The organism is Conexibacter sp. CPCC 206217 (genome assembly GCF_030646165.1).
In the GTDB taxonomy this organism is placed as follows: domain Bacteria; phylum Actinomycetota; class Thermoleophilia; order Solirubrobacterales; family Solirubrobacteraceae; genus Conexibacter.
This window is the reverse complement of record NZ_JAUTDO010000006.1, coordinates 1-18,826: the sequence shown is the minus strand read 5'-3', so window position 1 is coordinate 18,826 and position 18,826 is coordinate 1. Positions and strand designations below refer to the sequence as shown.

At 72.1% G+C, this 18,826-nt stretch carries 18 protein-coding genes and 1 pseudogene; 16 read left to right on the top strand and 3 right to left on the bottom strand.

The window, feature by feature from the left end:
- The first annotated feature begins 63 nt into the window (after positions 1–63).
- Genes Q7L65_RS17120 through Q7L65_RS17100 form a run of 5 tightly spaced genes read left to right on the top strand, consistent with a single transcriptional unit; the run spans position 64 to position 6,838 of the window.
- Positions 64–1,845: an ABC transporter substrate-binding protein gene (locus Q7L65_RS17120; protein ID WP_304722872.1), complete on the top strand. Its 1,782-nt coding sequence runs from the start codon at positions 64–66 to the stop codon at positions 1,843–1,845.
- Entirely contained in the window at positions 1,842–2,837 is a 996-nt protein-coding gene (locus tag Q7L65_RS17115) for an ABC transporter permease (protein ID WP_304722871.1), read from the top strand. Before Q7L65_RS17120 ends, Q7L65_RS17115 begins: the two co-directional genes overlap by 4 nt.
- Positions 2,834–3,715, top strand: a complete 882-nt coding sequence (locus Q7L65_RS17110; RefSeq protein WP_304722869.1) for an ABC transporter permease — start codon at positions 2,834–2,836, stop codon at positions 3,713–3,715. The genes Q7L65_RS17115 and Q7L65_RS17110 overlap by 4 nt, the downstream gene beginning before the upstream one ends.
- Positions 3,712–5,394 carry an ABC transporter ATP-binding protein gene (locus Q7L65_RS17105; RefSeq protein ID WP_304722867.1) on the top strand — a complete coding sequence of 561 codons (1,683 nt, stop codon included), beginning with the start codon at positions 3,712–3,714 and terminating at the stop codon, positions 5,392–5,394. Before Q7L65_RS17110 ends, Q7L65_RS17105 begins: the two co-directional genes overlap by 4 nt.
- Positions 5,395–5,452: 58 nt before the next feature.
- Positions 5,453–6,838, top strand: coding sequence for an LLM class flavin-dependent oxidoreductase (locus tag Q7L65_RS17100; protein ID WP_304722865.1), 1,386 nt, complete (start codon positions 5,453–5,455; stop codon positions 6,836–6,838).
- On the opposite strand, the gene Q7L65_RS17095 is transcribed toward Q7L65_RS17100, so the two are convergent.
- The gene (locus Q7L65_RS17095; RefSeq protein ID WP_304722864.1) at positions 6,814–6,972 is read right to left on the bottom strand and encodes a hypothetical protein; all 159 of its coding nucleotides are present in this window, start codon (positions 6,970–6,972) and stop codon (positions 6,814–6,816) included. The genes Q7L65_RS17100 and Q7L65_RS17095 overlap by 25 nt on opposite strands.
- A 336-nt stretch (positions 6,973–7,308) precedes the next feature.
- On the opposite strand from Q7L65_RS17095, the gene Q7L65_RS17090 reads away from it, so the two are divergent.
- Positions 7,309–8,535 (top strand): hypothetical protein, encoded by a 1,227-nt coding sequence (locus Q7L65_RS17090; RefSeq protein WP_304722863.1) that lies wholly within the window; start codon positions 7,309–7,311, stop codon positions 8,533–8,535.
- A 60-nt stretch (positions 8,536–8,595) separates the two neighbouring features.
- On the opposite strand, the gene Q7L65_RS17085 is transcribed toward Q7L65_RS17090, so the two are convergent.
- Positions 8,596–9,414 carry an IclR family transcriptional regulator gene (locus tag Q7L65_RS17085; protein ID WP_304722861.1) on the bottom strand — a complete coding sequence of 273 codons (819 nt, stop codon included), beginning with the start codon at positions 9,412–9,414 and terminating at the stop codon, positions 8,596–8,598.
- Positions 9,415–9,535: 121 nt separating this feature from the next.
- Here Q7L65_RS17085 and Q7L65_RS17080 point away from each other — a divergent pair, with 121 nt between their 5' ends.
- From Q7L65_RS17080 to Q7L65_RS17035, 10 genes are all read left to right on the top strand, one after another.
- Positions 9,536–10,399, top strand: a complete 864-nt coding sequence (locus Q7L65_RS17080) for an ABC transporter permease (protein WP_304722859.1) — start codon at positions 9,536–9,538, stop codon at positions 10,397–10,399.
- Positions 10,396–11,151 (top strand): ABC transporter ATP-binding protein, encoded by a 756-nt coding sequence (locus tag Q7L65_RS17075; RefSeq protein WP_304722858.1) that lies wholly within the window; start codon positions 10,396–10,398, stop codon positions 11,149–11,151. The genes Q7L65_RS17080 and Q7L65_RS17075 overlap by 4 nt, the downstream gene beginning before the upstream one ends.
- The gene (locus tag Q7L65_RS17070; protein WP_304722857.1) at positions 11,148–12,188 is read left to right on the top strand and encodes an aliphatic sulfonate ABC transporter substrate-binding protein; all 1,041 of its coding nucleotides are present in this window, start codon (positions 11,148–11,150) and stop codon (positions 12,186–12,188) included. Before Q7L65_RS17075 ends, Q7L65_RS17070 begins: the two co-directional genes overlap by 4 nt.
- Before the next feature lie 23 nt (positions 12,189–12,211).
- Complete coding sequence (locus Q7L65_RS17065; protein ID WP_304722856.1) at positions 12,212–13,084, top strand: ABC transporter substrate-binding protein; 873 nt, start codon at positions 12,212–12,214, stop codon at positions 13,082–13,084.
- Positions 13,085–13,134: 50 nt separating this feature from the next.
- Positions 13,135–14,070 carry an NAD(P)-dependent oxidoreductase gene (locus Q7L65_RS17060; protein ID WP_304722855.1) on the top strand — a complete coding sequence of 312 codons (936 nt, stop codon included), beginning with the start codon at positions 13,135–13,137 and terminating at the stop codon, positions 14,068–14,070.
- A 1-nt stretch (position 14,071) separates the two neighbouring features.
- The gene (locus Q7L65_RS17055; protein ID WP_304722854.1) at positions 14,072–14,881 is read left to right on the top strand and encodes an SDR family NAD(P)-dependent oxidoreductase; all 810 of its coding nucleotides are present in this window, start codon (positions 14,072–14,074) and stop codon (positions 14,879–14,881) included.
- Positions 14,882–15,034: 153 nt separating this feature from the next.
- A complete protein-coding gene (locus Q7L65_RS17050; protein WP_304722853.1) occupies positions 15,035–15,346 on the top strand; it encodes an antibiotic biosynthesis monooxygenase in 312 nt (103 codons plus the stop codon).
- Positions 15,343–16,350: an ABC transporter substrate-binding protein gene (locus Q7L65_RS17045; RefSeq protein ID WP_304722852.1), complete on the top strand. Its 1,008-nt coding sequence runs from the start codon at positions 15,343–15,345 to the stop codon at positions 16,348–16,350. The genes Q7L65_RS17050 and Q7L65_RS17045 overlap by 4 nt, the downstream gene beginning before the upstream one ends.
- Positions 16,347–17,408: an iron ABC transporter permease gene (locus Q7L65_RS17040; RefSeq protein ID WP_304722850.1), complete on the top strand. Its 1,062-nt coding sequence runs from the start codon at positions 16,347–16,349 to the stop codon at positions 17,406–17,408. Before Q7L65_RS17045 ends, Q7L65_RS17040 begins: the two co-directional genes overlap by 4 nt.
- Positions 17,408–18,250, top strand: coding sequence for an ABC transporter ATP-binding protein (locus tag Q7L65_RS17035; RefSeq protein ID WP_304722848.1), 843 nt, complete (start codon positions 17,408–17,410; stop codon positions 18,248–18,250). The genes Q7L65_RS17040 and Q7L65_RS17035 overlap by 1 nt, the downstream gene beginning before the upstream one ends.
- 27 nt (positions 18,251–18,277) lie before the next feature.
- On the opposite strand, the pseudogene Q7L65_RS17030 reads toward Q7L65_RS17035, so the two are convergent.
- Positions 18,278–18,826, bottom strand: a pseudogene (locus Q7L65_RS17030) (hypothetical protein); the annotation flags it as partial.

The window sequence follows — 18,826 nt, the reverse complement described above, 5'->3', positions numbered from 1 at the left end:
ATCGAAACGTCGCTGATGCTCCCTCGCCTTCGCAGGTCCTTCACCTCAGAGGTCAACGCACGCATGAACTCCCCACGTCAGACACCGCGCACCGGCTCCGCAGCGAGCGGGTCCGCGCACCAGACCGGCACCCGCGCGCGGCCACGCGCGCCGCGCCGGCGGACCGCAGTCGCCGGCCTCGCCGCCGGCGCGCTCGCGCTCGCCACGCTGCTGTCGGCCTGCGGCGGTGACGGAGGCGGCGGCGCGACGACGAGCGGATCCGGCGACACGGCCGGCGGCAGCGCGACGGTCGCGAACGGCACGCCGGCCAGTGGTGGCACGATCACCTACGCGCACGTGCAGGAGGTCCCCTGCCTCGACCCCGCCAGCGGCGGCTGGGTGCAGCAGGCGCTGATCGCGCGTCAGTACCTCGACTCACTCGTCTCGCTGGAGCCGGGCGGGAGACTCGTGCCGTGGCTGGCGACGTCGTGGAGCGTCTCGCCCGACGGGCTCAGATACACGCTCCAGCTCAAGAGAGGGGTCAGATTCACCGACGGCTCGCCGTTCGACGCCGACGCCGTGAAGGCCAACATCGCGCACTGGTTCGACCCGAGAACCGGCAGCGGGGCGCTGACCTACTTCGGCGGGCTGTTCGACGCGAGATCGACGCGAGTGGTCGACCCGTACACGGTCGCGATCACGCTCAACGCGCCGTACTCGCCGCTGCTGACGGTGCTGTCGCAGTCCTACTTCGGCATGCAGTCCCCCAGAGCGCTCGCGCGCGGCCTGGCGGACAACTGCGAGTCGCCGGTCGGGACCGGTCCCTTCGTCGTGGAGAAGTGGAACCACGGCCAGGACGTGACGATGGTCAGAAACCCGGGCTACAACTCGGCACCCGAGAACGCCAGACACCAGGGCCCGGCGTACGTCGACGGGTTGGTGTGGAAGTTCCTGCCCGACCCGACCGCCCGCTTCGGCGCGCTCGAGACCGGTCAGGTCGACGCGATCTACGACGTCCCGACAGTCGACTGGGACGGTGCCAGAGCCGACTTCGAGCTGCAGCAGGTGATCACCCCCGGCGCGCCGGTGCGACTCGCGCTCAACACGATCAGACCGCCGTTCGACGAGCTGAAGGTGCGCCAGGCCTTCCTCTACGCCGGCAACGCCAGAGCGGCCGCCGAGAGCGCCTTCAACGGCGTCGTGCCGTGGGCCGGCAACCCGGCGCTGAGCAGCAGCACGCCCGACTACGACGCGGCGCTGGCCGACGCCTACCCGCTCGACCTCGACAGCGCCAACAGACTGCTCGACGAGGCCGGCTGGACGCAGAGAGACAGCGACGGCTTCCGCACCAAGGGCGGCAGACGCCTCACCGTGAGACTGGTCTACGGCGCCGGCGCGATCATCAACCAGGAGGGCGCGACGCTGCTGCAGAACCTCCAGCAGCAGGTCAAGGAGGCCGGCTTCGACGTCGTGCTGGAGCCCAAGACGCAGGCCGAGATCTTCAGCGGCAGATACTCGACGCCGGACGCCTACAACGCCTACCCGAGCTACTGGACCGCGCCGACCCCCGGCGTGCTGCTGATCAACTACCGCCAGTCGACGCCGGACAGCCCCAACCCCTGGAACACGTCGTTCTTCAACGACCCGCAGCTGGACAGCACGGCCAGAGCGGCCAACGCGACGCTCGACCCGGCCAGACAGAGAGCGCTCTACGAGAGAGCCCAGAGAATCGTCGCCGACAACGCGGTCGCGCTCGGGCTCTACCCGCAGACGACCTCGCTGGCGATCGACAGAAGACTGCAGGGCGTCTGGATCGAGCCCTCGCAGGGCGAGCCCGTCTTCGGTGACGCCCACTTCGCCAGATGAGCACCGTCTCGCTGACGTCCGCGGCCGCCGGGCGCGGCGGCCGCTGGTCCCGTCGCCTGCGCACGGCGGCGGGACGGCTGGCGGGCGTCGTCGGCGTGCTGCTGGCGGTGGCGACGCTCGCGTTCCTGATCCAGCAGCTGATGCCGGGCGACCCGGCGACGCTGATCCTCAACCAGTCCAGCGGCAGCGTCTCGGCCAACCCCGATCCCGCCGCGCTCGCGGCGCTGAACGCCCAGTACGGCTTCCACGACCCGCTGCTGTCGCGCTACGCGAGCTTCATCGGGGACGTGGTGCGCGGCGACCTCGGCACCTCCTACCAGCTGCATCGCCCGGTCACCGAGATCATCTTCGAGCAGGCCGGCCCGACGTTCGTGCTGACGCTCGCAGCGCTCGTGATCGGCTGGATCCTCGCGCTCGCGCTGACGCTGGCGACGGCGCGGCGCGGACGGCTGCGCTCGTCGCTCGGCTCCGGCTTCGAGGTGCTCGCGGTCGGCCTGCCGCAGTACTGGCTCGGGATCGTCCTGCTGGTCGTCTTCGCGATCCAGCTGCAGTGGTTCCCCGTCGAGGGCGGCGAGGGCCTGATCGGGCTCGTGCTGCCCGCGCTGACGCTGGGGATCCCGCTCGCCGGCTTCCTCGGCCAGGTCACGCGCGACACGTTCGCGAAGGTGCTCGACGAGCCGTTCGTGACGTCGGCCCGCGCGCGCGGGATGGGCGACCTCGAGGTGCGCGTGCGCCACGTCCTGCGCCACGCGGTGCTGCCGGCGATCACGCTCTCGGGCTGGGCGCTGGGCACGCTCTTCTCCAGCGCCGTGATCGTCGAGACGGTCTTCTCGCGGCGCGGCCTCGGGCAGGTGATCGTGACCGCGGTCAACGCTCGCGACCTGCCGGTCGTGACCGGCGTCGTGCTGCTCGTCGCGTTCGTCTACGTGATCGCCAACCTGCTCGTCGACCTGGCGTACACGATCGTCGACCCGCGGATGCGCGCGCAATGAGCAGCACGATCGAAGCCGCCGAGGCCGTCCCCGCGCTGGTCGAGGGCGCAGCGCGGCCGGCGTCGCGGCGCCTGCCGCGCCCGACGTTGGTGCTGTCGCTCCTGATCGTCGCGTTCTTCGTCGTGGCGGCGCTCGTCCCGGCGCTGCTGACGAGCCGCAGTCCGGTCGCGATCGACCTCGCCGACGCGCTCAGAGCGCCGTCGCTGTCGCACCCGATGGGCACCGACCAGTCCGGCCGCGACGTCTACACGCGCGTCGTCTACGGCGCGCGTCAGTCGCTGCTGATCGGCCTCGGCGCGACGGCGATCGGGCTCAGCCTGGCGCTGCTGCTCGGCACGCTCGCCGGGCTCGGTCCCAGGCTCGTGGACGGGGTCGTCAACCGCTTCCTCGAGGTCGCCTTCGCGTTCCCGGTCCTGCTGCTGGCGCTGCTGCTGGTCGCCGTCTTCGGCGCGAGCGTCTCGACGGAGATCGTCGCGGTCGGGGTCGGCATCGCGCCCGGCTACGCGCGGATGGTCCGCGGACAGGTGCTCGCCGTGAAGGGGTCGGGCTACGTCGAGGCCGCGCACGCGCTCGGCCACTCGTTCGGCCGCGTGACGCGCCGCCACATCCTGCCCAACGCGCTGCGGCCGCTCGTCGTCGTCGGGACGATGGGCGTCGGCCAGTCGATCGTGTGGGCGTCCGGTCTCGCCTTCCTCGGCCTCGGCGTCGCGCCGCCCGCGTCGGAGTGGGGCGCGATGCTCGACGCCGGCCGCAGCTACGTCACGCACGCGTGGTGGCTGGAGGTGATGCCGGGCCTGGCGATCGTCGCGTTCACGATGGCCGTCACGACGATCGGCCGCTATGTCCAGCTGCGCCTCGAAGGAGGGCTCGATCGATGAGCGCCGAGGACGTGACGCGGCGCGACCTGCTGCGCGTCGAGAACCTGCGTGTCGGCTTCGGCGACCGCAGGGCGCCGGTCGAGGTCGTCAGAGGCATCTCGTTCGCGCTCGCGCCGGGGAGCTGCCTGGCGATCGTCGGCGAGTCGGGCTCGGGCAAGAGCGTGACGGCGCGCTCGCTCGTCGGGCTGACCGGCGGACGCTCGCAGGTCGCCGCCGACCGGATCGAGCTCGACGGCCGCGATCTGCTGAGGCTGCGCGATCGGCAGTGGCGCGCGGTCCGCGGCGCCGAGGTCGGGTTCGTGCTGCAGGACGCGCTCGTCTCGCTGGACCAGCTGCGCCCGGTCGGGCGCGAGATCGCCGAGCCGCTGCGGCTGCACCGCTGGGGCACGCGCGAGCAGCGCCGGGCGAGAGTCGTGGAGCTGCTGAGACAGGTCGGCGTGCCGGAGCCCGAGCTGCGCGCGCGCCAGCTGCCGCACGAGCTGTCGGGCGGCCTGCGCCAGCGTGCGCTGATCGCCTCCGCGATCGCCCTGGACCCGAAGCTGATCGTCGCCGACGAGCCGACGACCGCGCTCGACGTGACGATCCAGGCGCAGGTGCTGGAGCTGCTGGCGCAGACCAAGCAGCGCGGCAGCGGCCTGATCCTGATCAGCCACGACCTCGCGGTCGTCGCCCAGATGGCCGACCACGTGGCGGTGATGCGAGCCGGCGAGATCGTCGAGCACGGCCCCGCGCGGGAGGTGCTGCGCAGCCCACGCCACGCCTACACGCAGGCGCTGCTCGACGCGATCCCGTCGATGCACTCGAAGGGCACGCGCCTGGCACCCGGCCGTGGGCCGCATCCGGCGCTGGGGGTGCGCTCGCGCCCGCTGCGGTCCGGGACCGTTCCCGTGCTGAGAGCCGAGGGGCTCGTCAAGCGCTATCGCGGCCCCGACGGCGTCACGCGCACCGTCGTCGACGACGTCTCGTTCGAGCTGTCCGCCGGCGAGACGCTCGGGATCGTCGGCGAGTCCGGCTCGGGCAAGACGACGGCCGCGCGGATCGCGCTCGCGCTCGTCGAGCCGGACGCCGGCAGCGTGCTGCTCGACGGGCGGCCGTGGAGCGGCGTGCGCGAGCGCGACCGACGCGACCGCCGCCGCCAGATCACCGTCGTCTACCAGGATCCGCTCAGCTCGTTCGACCCGCGCTGGACGGTCGAGCGGATCGTCGACGACGCGCTGTCGCCGTCGGCCTTCCCGAGCCGCGAACTGCGGCGCGCCCGCGTCGGCGAGCTGTTGGAGCAGGTCGGCCTGCCGCAGGAGCACCGCGCGCGCCGGCCGCTGCAGCTGTCCGGCGGTCAGCGCCAGCGGGTCGCGATCGCGCGTGCGATCGCGCCCGATCCGGCGGTGATCGTCTGCGACGAGCCGGTCTCCGCGCTCGACGTCTCGATCCAGGCGCAGGTGCTCGACCTGCTCGCCGACCTCCAGACCGCGCTCGGCGTCAGCTACCTGTTCATCTCCCACGACCTCGGCGTGATCCACCACATGAGCGACCGCGTGCTCGTCCTCAACGACGGCAGGGTCGTCGAGCAGGGCAGCGCCGACGAGGTCTTCCTGCGCCCGCGCGAGCCGTACACGCGGCGCCTCGTCGCCTCGCTGCCGACGCTCGAGCGCCCCCAGCTCAGGGCGGTCGCGCGGCCGTAGCCGCCGCGACCGCCGCAGCACCCTCCCCCACTCGAACCAGCCTCCACAGGAGCCCGCGATGTCTCGCCAGATCCTCGTCAACGCCTTTGCCATGAACACCCCGACGCACCTCGTCTCGGGCACGTGGCGCGATCCCGACAGCCAGTCCTGGCGCTACAAGGACCTCGCCTTCTGGACCGACCTCGTGCAGCACCTCGAACGCGGCCTCTTCGACGGTCTCTTCATCGCCGACGTGCTCGGCATCTACGACGTCTACGGCGGCGGCCCGGAGGCCGCCCTGCGCGGCGGCGTGCAGGTGCCGGTCAACGATCCGCTGCTGCTCGTCTCCGCGATGGCGCACGTGACCGAGCACCTCGGCTTCGGCGTCACCGCGTCGACCACGTTCGACCACCCGTACACGCTCGCGCGCCGCTTCTCGACGCTCGACCACCTGACGAGAGGTCGGATCGGCTGGAACGTCGTGACCTCCTACCTCAACAGCGGCGCGCGCAACATCGGGCTCGACAGACAGCTCGGCCACGACGAGCGCTACGACGTCGCCGACGAGTACCTCGAGGTCGCGTACAAGCTGTGGGAGGGCTCGTGGGAGGACGACGCGGTCGTGCGCGACCTCGACCGCCACGTCTTCGCCGATCCCGCCAAGATCCACCCGATCGGCCACGAGGGCAAGCACTTCAGAGTGCCCGGCATCCACCTCGCCGAGCCCTCCCCGCAGCGCACGCCGGTGCTCTACCAGGCGGGCGCGTCGGGCCGCGGCCGCGCGTTCGCCGGCCAGCACGCCGAGGCCGTCTTCCTGGCCGTGCCGACGGAGGCGATCGGCGCCGCGCGCGTTGCCGACATCCGCGCGAGAGCCGTCGCGGCCGGGCGCGACGCACGCGACGTGAAGGTCTTCAGCAGCTACACGGTCGTCGTGGCGGAGACCGACGCGGAGGCGCACCGCAAGCACGACCTCTACCGCAGCTACCTGGAGCCGGAGGCCACGCTCGCGCTGTGGTCGGGCTGGACCGGCTTCGACATGGCCAGCTACGACCCCGACGAGCCGCTCAGACTGGTCCCCAGCGACGCGGTCCACTCGACCGCCGAGCTGCTCGGCAACGGCGACTGGACCGTGCGCGACCTGGTCGAGCAGGCGGCCGGGCTGCGGCCCGGCGGGGCGTTCGCGGTCGGCTCGCCGGCGACCGTCGCGGACAGAATCCAGGAGTGGGTCGAGGCGATCGACGCCGACGGCCTCAACCTCTGCAACGTCATCACGCCGGGCTCCTACGTCGACTTCGTCGACCTCGTCGTGCCGGAGCTTCAGCGCCGCGGCGTCTACCGCACCTCCTACGACGAGGGGACGCTGCGCCGGAAGCTGTTCGGACGCGGCGACCGCCTCCCCGACACCCACCCGGCGGCACGCCACCGCGCGGATGTCTCGCGTCAGAGCGCGGTGCCCGCCAGGTAGTGGCGCTTGACGGCCTGCGGCGTGAGCGCCTGGTCGTAGACCGCGACCTCGTCGACGTCACCGCCGACGATCACCGGGTAGGAGGGCGGCAGCACGACCTTCAGCTTGTTCGCCCAGTCGACGTCGTTGGCCATGTTGAAGGCCCAGACGTCGAGCTGGTTGGGGTTTGTCCCCGTGCTCGGGTCGAGGTAGTTGGTGACTCTGTTGGCCGACGCGTACGTGACGAGCGGGTCGGCGACGCCGAAGCTCGTGTAGGTTGCGACCGGTGGCGTCGCTGAACGGCGCCGATCCGTCGAGCCGCCAGAGCGCGCGCGGATACTGGTGCATCAAGCCGATCCACGACGTCATCGCGTTGAACTCGGCATCGCTGAGCGCGCGGTTCCAGACGACGCCGTCGTTCAATTGCAAGGCGGCGGTGCGACTGGCGAGTTCCGCTCCAGGCTGATGCGCGAAGCCGTATCCTCGGCCGCATGGACGTGGGTGGCGAGGGCGCATCGGATGAGGTGACGTTGTTCCTCGACGGCGACGAGCTGTACGTCACTGGCGAAGTCGGTGCCGTTGACCTGGTGCTGGCGGAGCTGCTCGGCCCGGACACCTCCCCGCGACGACGCTCTGTGACGAGGATCGCCGAGGCCGGGGCCGTCGCCACCTCCGTTGCGGCCGCGCGCACGTTGACCGAGGACCTCTACCGACTGACGCCGGAGAGCTTGGCGAAGCTCGCCGAGGTCGGACACGAGTTCGGCGCCGACAAGCTGCTCAAGGGAAACGCTCGCCACATCAACAGCAAGTTTGCCGGTGAGTTGTCGTTCCAGGGCGTCTCGATGGGAGCGGAGCAGGCGCTCGCGATGCAGACCGCAGCAGTCTCCTTGGCGCTGCGCTCGGCCATCGCCGACGTTCAAGCGGCCGTCGAGGCCGTCGACCAGAAGGTCTCGGACGTTCAGAAGCGGGTCAGGGCGCGCGAGGTCGGCGAGGTCGTCGGGACGTACCGGTACCTGCAGCAGGTCGTGGACGCGACGCAAGCGCGCGGCCGGCTGCTGGAGGCCGACTGGGACCAGGTTGCCGGCGCCCGGCGTGACCTGGAGATCGCCCTCGAGGCGCTCCGGGCGTACGTGACCGATTCGATCAACGACATCGATTCAGCGGACTCGCTTCCCAAGCGCGAGGCGGCCGTCGATCGGATCGCGAGCCCCAAGGGGGTCGCGGGGAGCCTCAGACTCATCCTGATCGCTGAGCAAGCGCTCCATCTCCTCGAGTACCTGCGGCTGGAGCGGATCCGGGCGACGGACCCCGAGCACGTGGCGTCGGCCTTGGCCGAGGCGAGACGTGCGCTGGCCGACCAGCGCGAACGTGACGCGGCGCTGGTTCGTACGGCAGCCGAGCGGATCGAAGCAGCCAAGCGGATCGATCCGCTCGAGGTTCACCGGCTCTTCTCGATTCGCGACATGCAGAGGTCATCGACGCAGGCGCTGAACGCACTCGAATCGTTCGCGACCGTCTCTCGGGCGGAGTTGCCGGAGCTCGACCGGAGGGTGCGCCGACCAGCGCTGTCTGAGACCGGCGCCGAGGTCAAGCGCCAGACCATCAGTGCGAAGGACGGCGTGGTCGACGCATCGCGCGTCGTGGGTCAGGCGACCTCACGTGGTGCGAGACAGGCGTCGGAAGCGATTCGCCGGAAGACCAGAGACCTCTTCGGCTGATGCGTCCGGCGCTCGTCGCCGCGCGGCAGGATCACGCCGAGTCCAGGATTCCGAGACCGCTCAGCGCCGGGGCGCCATGGCCGGACCCGCATCGAGCGCTGAGGCCATGCTCGCCATCGAGATCGGCAGATGCCGCAGGCTGCGGGCGCAGCGCTGCACGTCGGCCGCGAGCGTCTCGATCCGGTCGTCCGTGACGCGCGAGGCAGGACCCTCGAGGCTCACGACCGTCGTGGCGGTGTGGTCGACGCCGAGGATCGGAGCGGCGAGCGCACGGATCCCGGTCGCGTGGTCGTCGTCGTACGCCCACCTTCTGTAGCTGACCGCGCGGATCTCGTTGACGAGCGCCGTCGTCGGCTCGCCGAAGAGCGCCACGCTCTCCCGCACGGGCTCGGGCGAGTAGGCCAGGAGCGCGTGCCCGGCCGCCGAGTCGAGCAGACCGAGACGCTCCCCGACCTGACGCTCGATGCGCAGAGCGCTGAGCGGCGGCGACGCGATCATCACGAGGGCGGACCGTCCGTCGCGCACCACGAAGGTCGCCGTCTCCCCCGTGCGCAGCGAGAGGTCCGTGATCGCGTCGGACGCTTCGCCGAGTCCGCCGTGGGCCAGTGACGACCGCGCCAGACGCATCAGCAGCGGCCCCGGCACGAAGCGTTCGTCATCCGCGTCCCGGCAGAGGATGTCGCCGTCGCACAGCGTCTGGATGAGGCGATGGGCGGTGCTCACGCTCAACTCGGCGTTCCGCGCGAGCTCGGTCAGCGTCAGGCCGTCGTGGTTGTCGACGAGCGACGCCATCAAGGCGATCGCGCGACGGACCGATTGGACGCCTCTCGCGGAGGAGGCGCCGTCCGTCGCTTCGGGTGGGGCGGTCGGAGCGGTCATTTGCACGTCGCAGTATCGCAGAACGGGAGACAGCCCCGCGGATTTCCATTTTGCGCTTCCATTCTATGGAAGCGCTGCTACTATCCTCCCACCTGACGACACGACAAAGTCGATCGTATTTATGAAGATTCAATCTGAGTCCCTCGCACCTCCGTCCGCCGCCCGCACCAGGGCGCCGGTCGCGACCGGCGCGCCGCGCAGACGGCACAGGCGGCGGTTTCGCGTCCCCGCCGGCATCCAGCGCCTCGCGGGGCCGCTGCTGCTGCTGCTCGCCTGGCAGGCCGGTTCGAGCCTCGGGGCGATCGACCCGCAAACGCTCGCGTCGCCGTCCGCCGTCATCTCCGCATCGTGGGCGCTGATCGAGAGCGGCGAGCTGCCGAAGCACCTGTGGGTCTCGCTCGGCCGCGCGATGCTCGGGCTCGCGATCGGGGTCGCCGTCGGCACGGTCGCCGCGCTGGTCTCCGGGCTCTCCCGGATCGGCGAGAACATGGTCGACGGGCCGATGCAGATGTTCCGCACGATGCCCGTCACGGCCACGATCCCGTTGCTGATCGTGTGGTTCGGCATCGGCGAGACGCCGAAGATCGCGATGGTCGCGATCGCGACGACCTTCCCGATCTACCTCAATCTCCTGGGCGGCATCCGTGCCGTCGACCGTCGCCTCGTCGAGGCGATGCAGACCTTCGGGCTGGGACAGGCGGCCCTCATCCGCCACGTCGTGCTGCCGTCGGCGCTGCCGTCGTTCCTGGTCGGGCTGCGCTACTCGCTCGGCATCGCCTGGGTCGTGCTGGTGATCAGCGAGCAGATCAACGCGACCTCCGGGATCGGCTACCTGATGATCGACGCGCAGCAGTACTTCCGCACCGACGTGATCGTCGTCGGCCTGATCGTGTACAGCCTGCTCGGGCTCGCCTCCGACGTCATCGTGCGCGTGATCGAGCGGCGGGCGCTCGACTGGCGAGCGTCGCTGGGGACGGACAGATGACCGCCGTGACGAGCACCGGCAGCGGCGCGCGTGTGCACGGACTCCAGCGGAGCTTCGGCGACCGGCGCGTGCTCGCGGGCGTCGACCTCGAGATCGCGCCGCGCGAGTTCGTCGCGCTGCTGGGCGCCAGCGGCTCGGGCAAGAGCACCCTGCTGCGGATCCTCGCGTCGATCGACCGCGAGGCCACAGGCGACCTGGAGCTGCCGCAGCGGCGCTCCGTCGTCTTCCAGGACTCGCGTCTGCTGCCGTGGAAGCGCGTCGTCGACAACGTCCGCATCGGCATCTCCGCCGACGACGGGCGTCGGCGCGCCGTCGCCGCGCTGGAGGAGGTCGGTCTGAGCGAGCACCTCTCCGCATGGCCGCGGACGCTCTCCGGCGGGGAGGCGCAGCGCGTCGCGCTCGCCCGTGCCGTCGTGCGCGAACCGGAGCTGCTGCTGCTCGACGAGCCGTTCGGCGCGCTCGACGCGCTGACGCGAATCCGGATGCACAGACTGCTGCTGGAGCTCTTCGACCGCCACGGGCCGGCGACGCTCCTGGTCACGCACGACGTCGACGAGGCGCTGCTGCTCGCCGATCGCGTGCTCGTCCTGCGCGACGGGCGCCTCGCGTTCGACGCGCCGGTCGAGATCCCGCGGCCGCGGCCGCGCGACCATCCGCACTTCGCCGAGCTCCGCGACCGGCTGCTGAAGCAGCTCGGGGTCTTCGACACGGATCTGCTCGGTCCCACCAACCTCAACAACGAGACGACATGAACCGACGAATCCTGGCACCGCTGCTCGTCCTGCTCGCGATCACAGGGCTCTTTGCCGCCGGCTGCGGCGACGACGACAGCGGCGGCGCGGCGACGACCGCCACGACCGCCACGACCGCGGCGGCATCGGGCGCCGCCGACCTCGACGGCGTCAAGCTGCGCGTCGCCCAGGTCGGCAAGTCGCTGTCGCCGATCCTCGAGTACGCGGGCGAGGACGACACACCGTACGAGCTCGAGTGGAGCTCCTTCGACGCGGCGCCGCCGGTCATCCAGGCGCTGCAGGGCGACGCCGCCGACATCGGCATCTCCAGCGACCTCGGCGTCATCAGCGCGGTCGGCAACGGCTCGCCGATCAAGGCGGTCGCGGCGACGGAGGTGCCCGGAGTCGGTCAGCAGATCCTCGTGCCGAGAGGCTCCTCGATCAGATCGATCGCCGATCTGAGAGGCAAGAAGATCGCGGTCTTCAGAGGCTCCGCGGGCGAGGGCTTCCTCGCGCAGGCGCTCAAGAACGAGGGCCTCTCCGCGGACGACGTCGAGATCACGAACCTGCCGCCGGCGCAGGCCGCCGCCGCCTTCAACTCGGGCAACGTCGACGCCTGGGCCATCTGGGAGCCGATGGCGACCTCGACGGTGCTCACCGCCGGTGCCGAGAAGATCGCCGACGGCAGCGAGTTCTGGCGCACGCGCTCGTTCATCGACGCGAACCCGAAGGCGCTCGACGACGAGCAGCGCTCCGCGGCGATCGCCGACTTCCTCGAGCGCTTCGCGCGCTCGACGAGATATCTCGCGGCCAACAGAGCGGGCTGGGCGAGAAAGTTCGCCGAGGTCAACAGAATCGACCAGGCCGTCGCCGATCAGGCCGCGGAGGCTCTCTCGATGGAGCTGATCCCGGTTGACGGCGAGACCGCGGCCAAGCTGCGCGAGTCGCAGGACCTCTACCTCGAGGTCGGCGCGATCAGAAGAACCATCGACCCGGACGAGCTGCTCGTCCCGACCTTCACCGACAACATCAACGCCGGCCTCGCCGGCGGCAACTAGTCCCGGACCAAAGGAGCAGATCAATGACGCTCGTCACTTCCCGCACCAAGATCGCCATCCTCCCGTCGGCGCCCGTCTTCACTCTGCCGGAGCAGGTCGCCGAGGAGGAGGGCCTGTTCGAGCGCGAGGGCCTCGACACCGTCGTCACCGACGACTGGCACTGGCAGCCGCAGGGCAAGCACGGCTGGGAGGCGATGTTCGACCGTTTCCGCGAGCACGGCGCCCACACGTACAACATGTGCGAATGGGGCGTGATCAACCAGATCGAGCAGGGCGTGGAGAGAAACGCGAAGATCGCGTACCTGCGCCCGGCCGTCACCGCCCAGGCGATCGTCAGCTATCGCCCTGAGATCCAAGAGCCGCACGACCTCGTCGACCAGCCCGTCGGGGTGGCGAAGTTCACCGGCCAGCACTACACGACGCTGCAGCTGCTCGAAGGCGGGCTGCGGCGCGAGCAGATCGACCTCCGCTATCCCAAGAGCATGGACGACATCCTCTCCGGGGCGCGCGAGGGCGACCTCGCCGCGGTGACCGTCATGGAGCCGTTCCTGAGCCTCGCGCTCAAGGAGGGCGCGCACATCGTCGCGCTGACCTTCTACCGCGGCGGGCAGATCTTCGGCTCCGCGGTGCCGGACGCGGCGCGCTCGGCGTACGTCCGAGCGGTCAACGGCGCCGTCGACCTGATCAACGCCGACCGCGACAGATATCGCGCTCACGTCGCCAAGCAGACCGGCGGGCGCCTCGCGCCCGAGGAGCTGAGCCTCGCGTTCCACCGCTACTCGCACGCGAAGCCGTTCGATCTCAAGCGCTTCGAGGAGACGTACAGCTGGATGCAGTCGTGGGACCTCGCGGACGGCCAGAACACCTACGAGTCGATCGTGGCGCCGATCATCTGAGGCGCTGCGATCCGGGAGCCTCCTCGGGGGCTCCCGGACCGTCCTCTGCCATGACTCTGATCTGGAACCAAGTCGGCCCGGCCGCGCGTGAGGCGATCGAACGCGCCGCCCCCGACGTCGAAGTCCTCGACATCCCGCTGGACCCGGAGGCCGCTCCCGGCCGCCCGGCCGACGTGCTGTTCGCACGACCCCGCCCTGACCTGCCGCGCGCGGCGCTCTCCTCGATCGACGTCAGCTGGGCCGACGGCGTGCCGTGGGTGCACAGCCTCAGCGTCGGGATCGATCAGTACCCGCCCGGCCTGCTCGCCGAGCGCGTCGTCACCGTGCCGCGCGGCGTCTGGAGCGGCGCGGTGGCCGAGTACGTGCTGGCCGCGATCCTGAGCGCGGAGAAGCGCATGCCGTGGATCTACTCCGGCGCGCACGTCCCGCTCTTCACGCTCGGACTCCTGCGTGACGCGACGGTCGGCATCGTCGGCTTCGGCGACATCGGCCAAGCCGTCGCGCGGCTGCTGGCGCCGCTGGGCTCGAATGTCGTGGCGACACGCCGCTGCGGCGAGCGCTCGCCGCTCGCGGGCGTCTCGATCGTGCCGCTGGACCGCCTCTTCGCGCAGTCGGATCACATCGTCCTCACCGTTCCGACGACGTCGGAGACGATCGGTCTCATCGGCGACTCGGTCCTCGCGGAGGTCAAGCCGGGCGCCCACCTGATCAACGTCGCGCGCGGCTCGGTCGTCGACGACGCGGCATTGCTCCGCGCGCTCGACGACGGGCGGCTGAGCGCGGCGACGCTCGACGTGACCGAGCCCGAGCCACTGCCCGATGACCATCCGCTGCGGCAGCGCGAAGCCGTGCGGATCAGCCCGCACGTCTCCGGCGCCGCCAGGGGTCTGGAGCACCGCGCCTTCGAGGCCTTCACCGACAACGTCCGCCGCTTTCTCAGCAGAGAGCCGCTGCAGGGCGTCGCCGACATCGACAAGGGGTACTGAGATGGATCCGACGTCCTGGTCGCTGCTGCGGCAGTTCGGACTGGAGGGCAAGGTCGCGCTCGTGACCGGGGGAGGAAGCGGGATCGGACTCGGGATCGCTCGCGTCTTCGCGAGCGCCGGGGCGCGCGTCGCGCTGCTGGGCCGCTCCGCGGAGCGGCTGGCAGACGCGGTCGCCGACCTGCCCGGCGAGGCGCTCGCCGTCCCAGCCGACGTGCGCGACCCCGCGGCGGTCGAACGGGCCGTGGCCGCGGTCCGCGAGCGGTGGGACGCGATCGACGTGCTCGTCAACAACGCGGGTGGCGCCTTCTCCGACGACTACCGCCACGGTCCGCTGCTGGAGGTCGAGCCCCAGAACTTCACCAACGCGCTCGCCACGAACCTCGTCGGCGCGCACGTCGTCGCGCGCGCGACCGTGCCGGCGATGCTCGAGCGCGGCGGCGCGGTCGTGAACATCGCGTCCGTCGCCGGCCGTCAGGGGGCGACCCCGTTCCCCGGACTCGGCTTCCACGCGGCGGGCAAGGCGGGGCTGATCCGCCTCACCAGCGTCATGGCGGCCGAATGGGCGCCGCGCGTCCGCGTCAACGCGATCGCGCCCGGCTACGTCGCGACCGCACGACTGGAAGCCGGCATCGACGCCGGGAACCGCGCGAGCACGGTCGCCCGCACCGCCCTGAGGCGCGCGGGAACGCCCCACGACATCGGCGCGGCGGCGCTCTTCCTCGCCTCTGACGCAGCCGGCTGGATCACCGGCGTGACGCTCGACGTCGACGGCGGCCTCCTCGGCGCCGGCACGGGGCAGGCCGCTTCCTGAAGAGGCGGCGGCCTTCGTCGCTGGCGAACGCCGTCGCGCGCCGCTGCGCGAACTGCGGGACGATTTTGCGACACATGCATTAGGCTTCCCTAACTCAGTGTGGCGATGGCGGCGACGCGGCGCTGCACGATTCGAACAGCAATCACAGGAGGCATGGCGATGATCGTCGTCATGAACGTGGTCCACGTCACCGATGGCCGTCACGCGGAGTTCGAGGCGGCGTTCCGTCGCCGCGAGCGCCACCTGCACGAGCAGGAGGGCTTCGCCGGGTTCGAACTGCTGCGCCGCGACGAGAGCGACGAGTACGCGGTCGTCACGCGCTGGGAGTCTCACGCCGCGTTCGAGACGTGGGTCGGCAGCGACGCCTTCTTCGCCAGCCACGCCGAGCGCGACCACACGCTGACCGAGCGCGTCGAGATGCGCACGTACGAGGTCGTCCCCGTCGACGACGAGGTGGCGGCGTGAGCGTGCGGGCACGGCGGCTCGCGCCGCTGCGCGCACTGACGCTCGTCTGCGCCGCGCTGGGCGCGGCCGCGCTCGCCGCAGCTCTGCTCGCCGCCGCGCCCGCCGCGCGCGCCGACGACGCCGAGCGCGTCGTCGCCTTCACCCCCTTCACCGCGAACATCGTCGCCGAACTGGGCGTCGAGCCGGTCGCGATCGGCCGCCCGCCGGTCGAGAGATACCTGTCGAGCAAGCTCGACGGCGTCCCACGGATCCCGCTGTCGCATCCCAACGGCGCGAACCTCGAGCAGCTGCTCGCGCTGCGCCCCGACCTCGTCCTCTCCTCCCCCACGTGGGAGGCCGGCACGCCCTCGATCCAGCGGCTCGGGATCAAGGTCTACGACCAGTTCGACCCGCAGCGGATCGTCGACGTGCCGCGCTCGATCCGCTACATCGCCGACGTGCTCGACAAGCAGCAGGAGGGTGCCGAGGTCGCCAGACGGATGGCCGACGAGATCCGCTCCGCCACGCGCGGGATCAGAGCGCGCCGGAGCGTGCTGGTCGTGCTCGGCCTGTCGCGCTACACCGTCGCGCTGCTGGAGAGAACGTGGGGCGCCGACGTGCTCATGCGCGCCGGCGCCACGCTCGCGACCAGAGGGCTGAAGCCGCTCGCCGACCAGGGCGCGGCGCAGAACGCGGCCAACATCTCCAACGAGGAGGTGCTGCGGCTCGACCCCGACATCATCGTCGTCGTCCCGCACGGCGCGGCCGCCGACATCGAGACGATCGCGCGCTACTACCGCGGCTACCGGCCCTGGCGGATGACGAAGGCCGCCAGAAGCGGCCGCATCTACGTCCCCACCGACGATCAGCTGCTGCAGGCGACCGCCGATCCGGCCCGCACGATCCGCGAGGTGCGCAGAACGATCCTCAGAAACTGGCCGGCGCCGACGAGAACGAGCAGACGAAGAGCGCAGACGCGCAGAGCGAGAGCAAGAGCGAAGCGGCGGGCGGCGCGGCGACGATGAGCTGCCCGGCGATGGCGGACGGCGCGGCCGCGCCGTCCGCGCAGGCGCCGGCGCGCCGGCGCGCGCGGCCGCTGGCGCGCCGCACGGCGGTCGCGGTCGCGGTCATCGCCGCGCTGCTGGCCGCGGTCTGCGCGTCGCTGGCGCTCGGCACGCTGAAGCTGCCGCTGCGCGACGTGATCGACGTGCTGCTCGGCCGCGACGGCGCCGACCCGCTCGCGCGCGAGGTGATCCTGCAGTTGCGCCTGCCGCGCACCGCCGCGGCGATCCTCGTCGGCGCCGCGCTCGGCGTCGCCGGCGCGCTGCTGCAGGGGGCGCTCGGCAATCCGCTCGCCTCGCCCGACGTGATCGGCGTGACCGGCGGCGCCGCCTTCGGCGCGATGCTGGTGATCCTGCTCGTGCCGGGGCGGGTCGCGCTGCTGCCGCTGGCCGCGATGGGCTGCGGCCTGATCGCCGTCGCGCTCGCGGTCGCGATCGCCTGGACCGGCGTCAATCGCGGCTCGATCAGCCGGCTGATCCTCGCCGGCATCGCCGTCGGGGCGATCTTCACGGCCGGCACCGGGATGCTGATGGCGCTCTATCCCAGCCGCGTCCCGTCCGCGGTGATGTGGCTGACCGGCGGCCTCACCTCCGACGGCTGGACGACGATCCGCGCGGTCGCGCCGTACGTCGTCGCCGGCCTCGTGCTCGCGGTCATGTTCGTGCGGCCGCTGAATCGGCTCGCGCTCGGTGACGACGTCGCCGCCTCGCTCGGAACGCACCCGCGGCTGGTGCGGCTGGGAGCGATCGCCGTCGCCGCCGTGCTGGCGGCCGGCAGCGCGGCGCTCGCCGGGCTGCTGACGTTCGTCGGGATCGTCGTGCCGCACGCGGTGCGGATGATGGGCGGCACGCACGGGCACGCCTACGTGATCCCGGTCTCGGCGCTCGCCGGCGCCGCGCTGGTGACCGCCGGCGACGTCGTCGCGCGCACGATCAAGGCGCCGATCGAACTGCCGGTCGGGCCGATCATGGTCGCGATCGGCGTGCCGCTGTTCCTCTGGCTGATGCGGAAGAACGTCTGATGCCGGGGGCTCCGCCGCGGGTCGTCGCCCGCGGCGCGACCGCGCCGCTGCTGGAGGCGCGCGGCATCCGCGTCGAGATCGCCGGCACGCCGATCCTCCACGGTGCCGACCTGACCGCACAGCCCGGCCGCCTGGTCGCGGTCGTCGGGCCCAACGGCGCCGGCAAATCGACGCTCGCGCGTGTCGTCGCGGGCCTGCAGCGCCGCAGCGGCGGCAGCGTCCGCTGGCACGGCGAGGAGCTGCGCCGGCTGCACGGCCGGCGGCTCGCGCGGCTGCGCGCCTTCGTGCCGCAACGCCCGCGCGTGCCGGAGGGGATCGTCGTCCGCGAAGCCGTGCTGATCGGCCGCTCGCCGCACTTCGGGCCGCTGCAGCGGCTCTCGCACGGCGACCGCGACGCCTGCGAGCGAGCGATGGAGCGAGCCGGCGTGCTCGCCTTCGCCGAGCGGCCGCTGACGACGCTCTCCGGCGGCGAACTGCAGCGCGTCCAGGTCGCCGTGGGACTGGCGCAGGAGACGCCGCTGCTGATCGCCGACGAGCCGACCTCCGCGCTCGACCTCGGTGCCGCGGCCGCGATGGCGCAGTTGCTGCGCGACCTCGCCGACGACGGCCTGGCGATCGTGCTCGTCGTCCACGACCTCGCGCTCGCCGCCGCGGTCGCCGACGAGGTCGTCGTGCTCTCGCACGGTCGCGCGGTCGCCAGCGGCACGCCCGAGCAGGTGCTCGTGCCCGCCCGCCTGCGCGAGGTCTGGCAGGTCGACGCCGATCTCGAGCAGACGACCGCCGGGCGCACCGCGCTGCACGTGACGTGGCTCAGATCCCGCCGCGAGGCGCCGCGCGCGTGAGCGGCCGGCCCGTCGCGGGGCGAGCGCTCACAGCAGCGGGGTCGGCGGCGGCTCGCCGCTCAGCGCCTCGCGCACCATCCCCGCGCTGACGATCGCAGCGAACGCGACCGCGATCAGCAGCGGGCGCAGCGGCGCGTCGAGGCCACCGGCGCGCTCGCTCGCGACGACGGTGCGCCCCGCTGTCGCGGGCGCCTGCGCGACGATCGGCCGCCCGCCCGCGAGGTCGATCAGCTGGCCCGCCACCGTGGTCCCGGCAGGCGGTGGCGCGGCGGGCGGCGTCTGCCGCTCGCGCGCGGACTTCGATGCGGCATCCGTCGCCGGCCTGCGCGGAGCGGTCGTCGCCGCCGGGCCGTGTCCGGCGCCGGCCGGCGCCGCCGCTCTCGGCGCCGTGCGGGCGGCGCGTCTGCGCTCAGGCGGCGACGCAGGCGACCCTGACGACGCGGGTGGCGCGGCGGCGCCATCCCCACGACTGCCGTCCGTGCGACCCGCGCCCCCGTCGCGCACCGCTTGCGCGGCCCCGCCCCGGCCCGCGCCGCCCGCGCCGCCCGCTGCCCCGCCCGCGCCCGCCGCTCCCCC

Bases quoted from the DNA above. Each gene is read 5' to 3' on its own strand.
- Q7L65_RS17055 (WP_304722854.1), top strand. From the start codon at position 14,072: ATGGATCCGACGTCCTGGTCGCTGCTGCGGCAGTTCGGACTGGAGGGC.
- Q7L65_RS17085 (WP_304722861.1), bottom strand. From the start codon at position 9,414: ATGACCGCTCCGACCGCCCCACCCGAAGCGACGGACGGCGCCTCCTCC.
- Q7L65_RS17070 (WP_304722857.1), top strand. From the start codon at position 11,148: ATGAACCGACGAATCCTGGCACCGCTGCTCGTCCTGCTCGCGATCACA.
- Q7L65_RS17080 (WP_304722859.1), top strand. From the start codon at position 9,536: ATGAAGATTCAATCTGAGTCCCTCGCACCTCCGTCCGCCGCCCGCACC.
- Q7L65_RS17115 (WP_304722871.1), top strand. From the start codon at position 1,842: ATGAGCACCGTCTCGCTGACGTCCGCGGCCGCCGGGCGCGGCGGCCGC.
- Q7L65_RS17065 (WP_304722856.1), top strand. From the start codon at position 12,212: ATGACGCTCGTCACTTCCCGCACCAAGATCGCCATCCTCCCGTCGGCG.
- Q7L65_RS17095 (WP_304722864.1), bottom strand. From the start codon at position 6,972: ATGGCCAACGACGTCGACTGGGCGAACAAGCTGAAGGTCGTGCTGCCG.
- Q7L65_RS17050 (WP_304722853.1), top strand. From the start codon at position 15,035: ATGGCGATGATCGTCGTCATGAACGTGGTCCACGTCACCGATGGCCGT.
- Q7L65_RS17040 (WP_304722850.1), top strand. From the start codon at position 16,347: ATGAGCTGCCCGGCGATGGCGGACGGCGCGGCCGCGCCGTCCGCGCAG.
- Q7L65_RS17110 (WP_304722869.1), top strand. From the start codon at position 2,834: ATGAGCAGCACGATCGAAGCCGCCGAGGCCGTCCCCGCGCTGGTCGAG.
- Q7L65_RS17075 (WP_304722858.1), top strand. From the start codon at position 10,396: ATGACCGCCGTGACGAGCACCGGCAGCGGCGCGCGTGTGCACGGACTC.
- Q7L65_RS17035 (WP_304722848.1), top strand. From the start codon at position 17,408: ATGCCGGGGGCTCCGCCGCGGGTCGTCGCCCGCGGCGCGACCGCGCCG.
- Q7L65_RS17120 (WP_304722872.1), top strand. From the start codon at position 64: ATGAACTCCCCACGTCAGACACCGCGCACCGGCTCCGCAGCGAGCGGG.
- Q7L65_RS17060 (WP_304722855.1), top strand. From the start codon at position 13,135: ATGACTCTGATCTGGAACCAAGTCGGCCCGGCCGCGCGTGAGGCGATC.
- Q7L65_RS17100 (WP_304722865.1), top strand. From the start codon at position 5,453: ATGTCTCGCCAGATCCTCGTCAACGCCTTTGCCATGAACACCCCGACG.
- Q7L65_RS17105 (WP_304722867.1), top strand. From the start codon at position 3,712: ATGAGCGCCGAGGACGTGACGCGGCGCGACCTGCTGCGCGTCGAGAAC.
- Q7L65_RS17090 (WP_304722863.1), top strand. From the start codon at position 7,309: ATGGACGTGGGTGGCGAGGGCGCATCGGATGAGGTGACGTTGTTCCTC.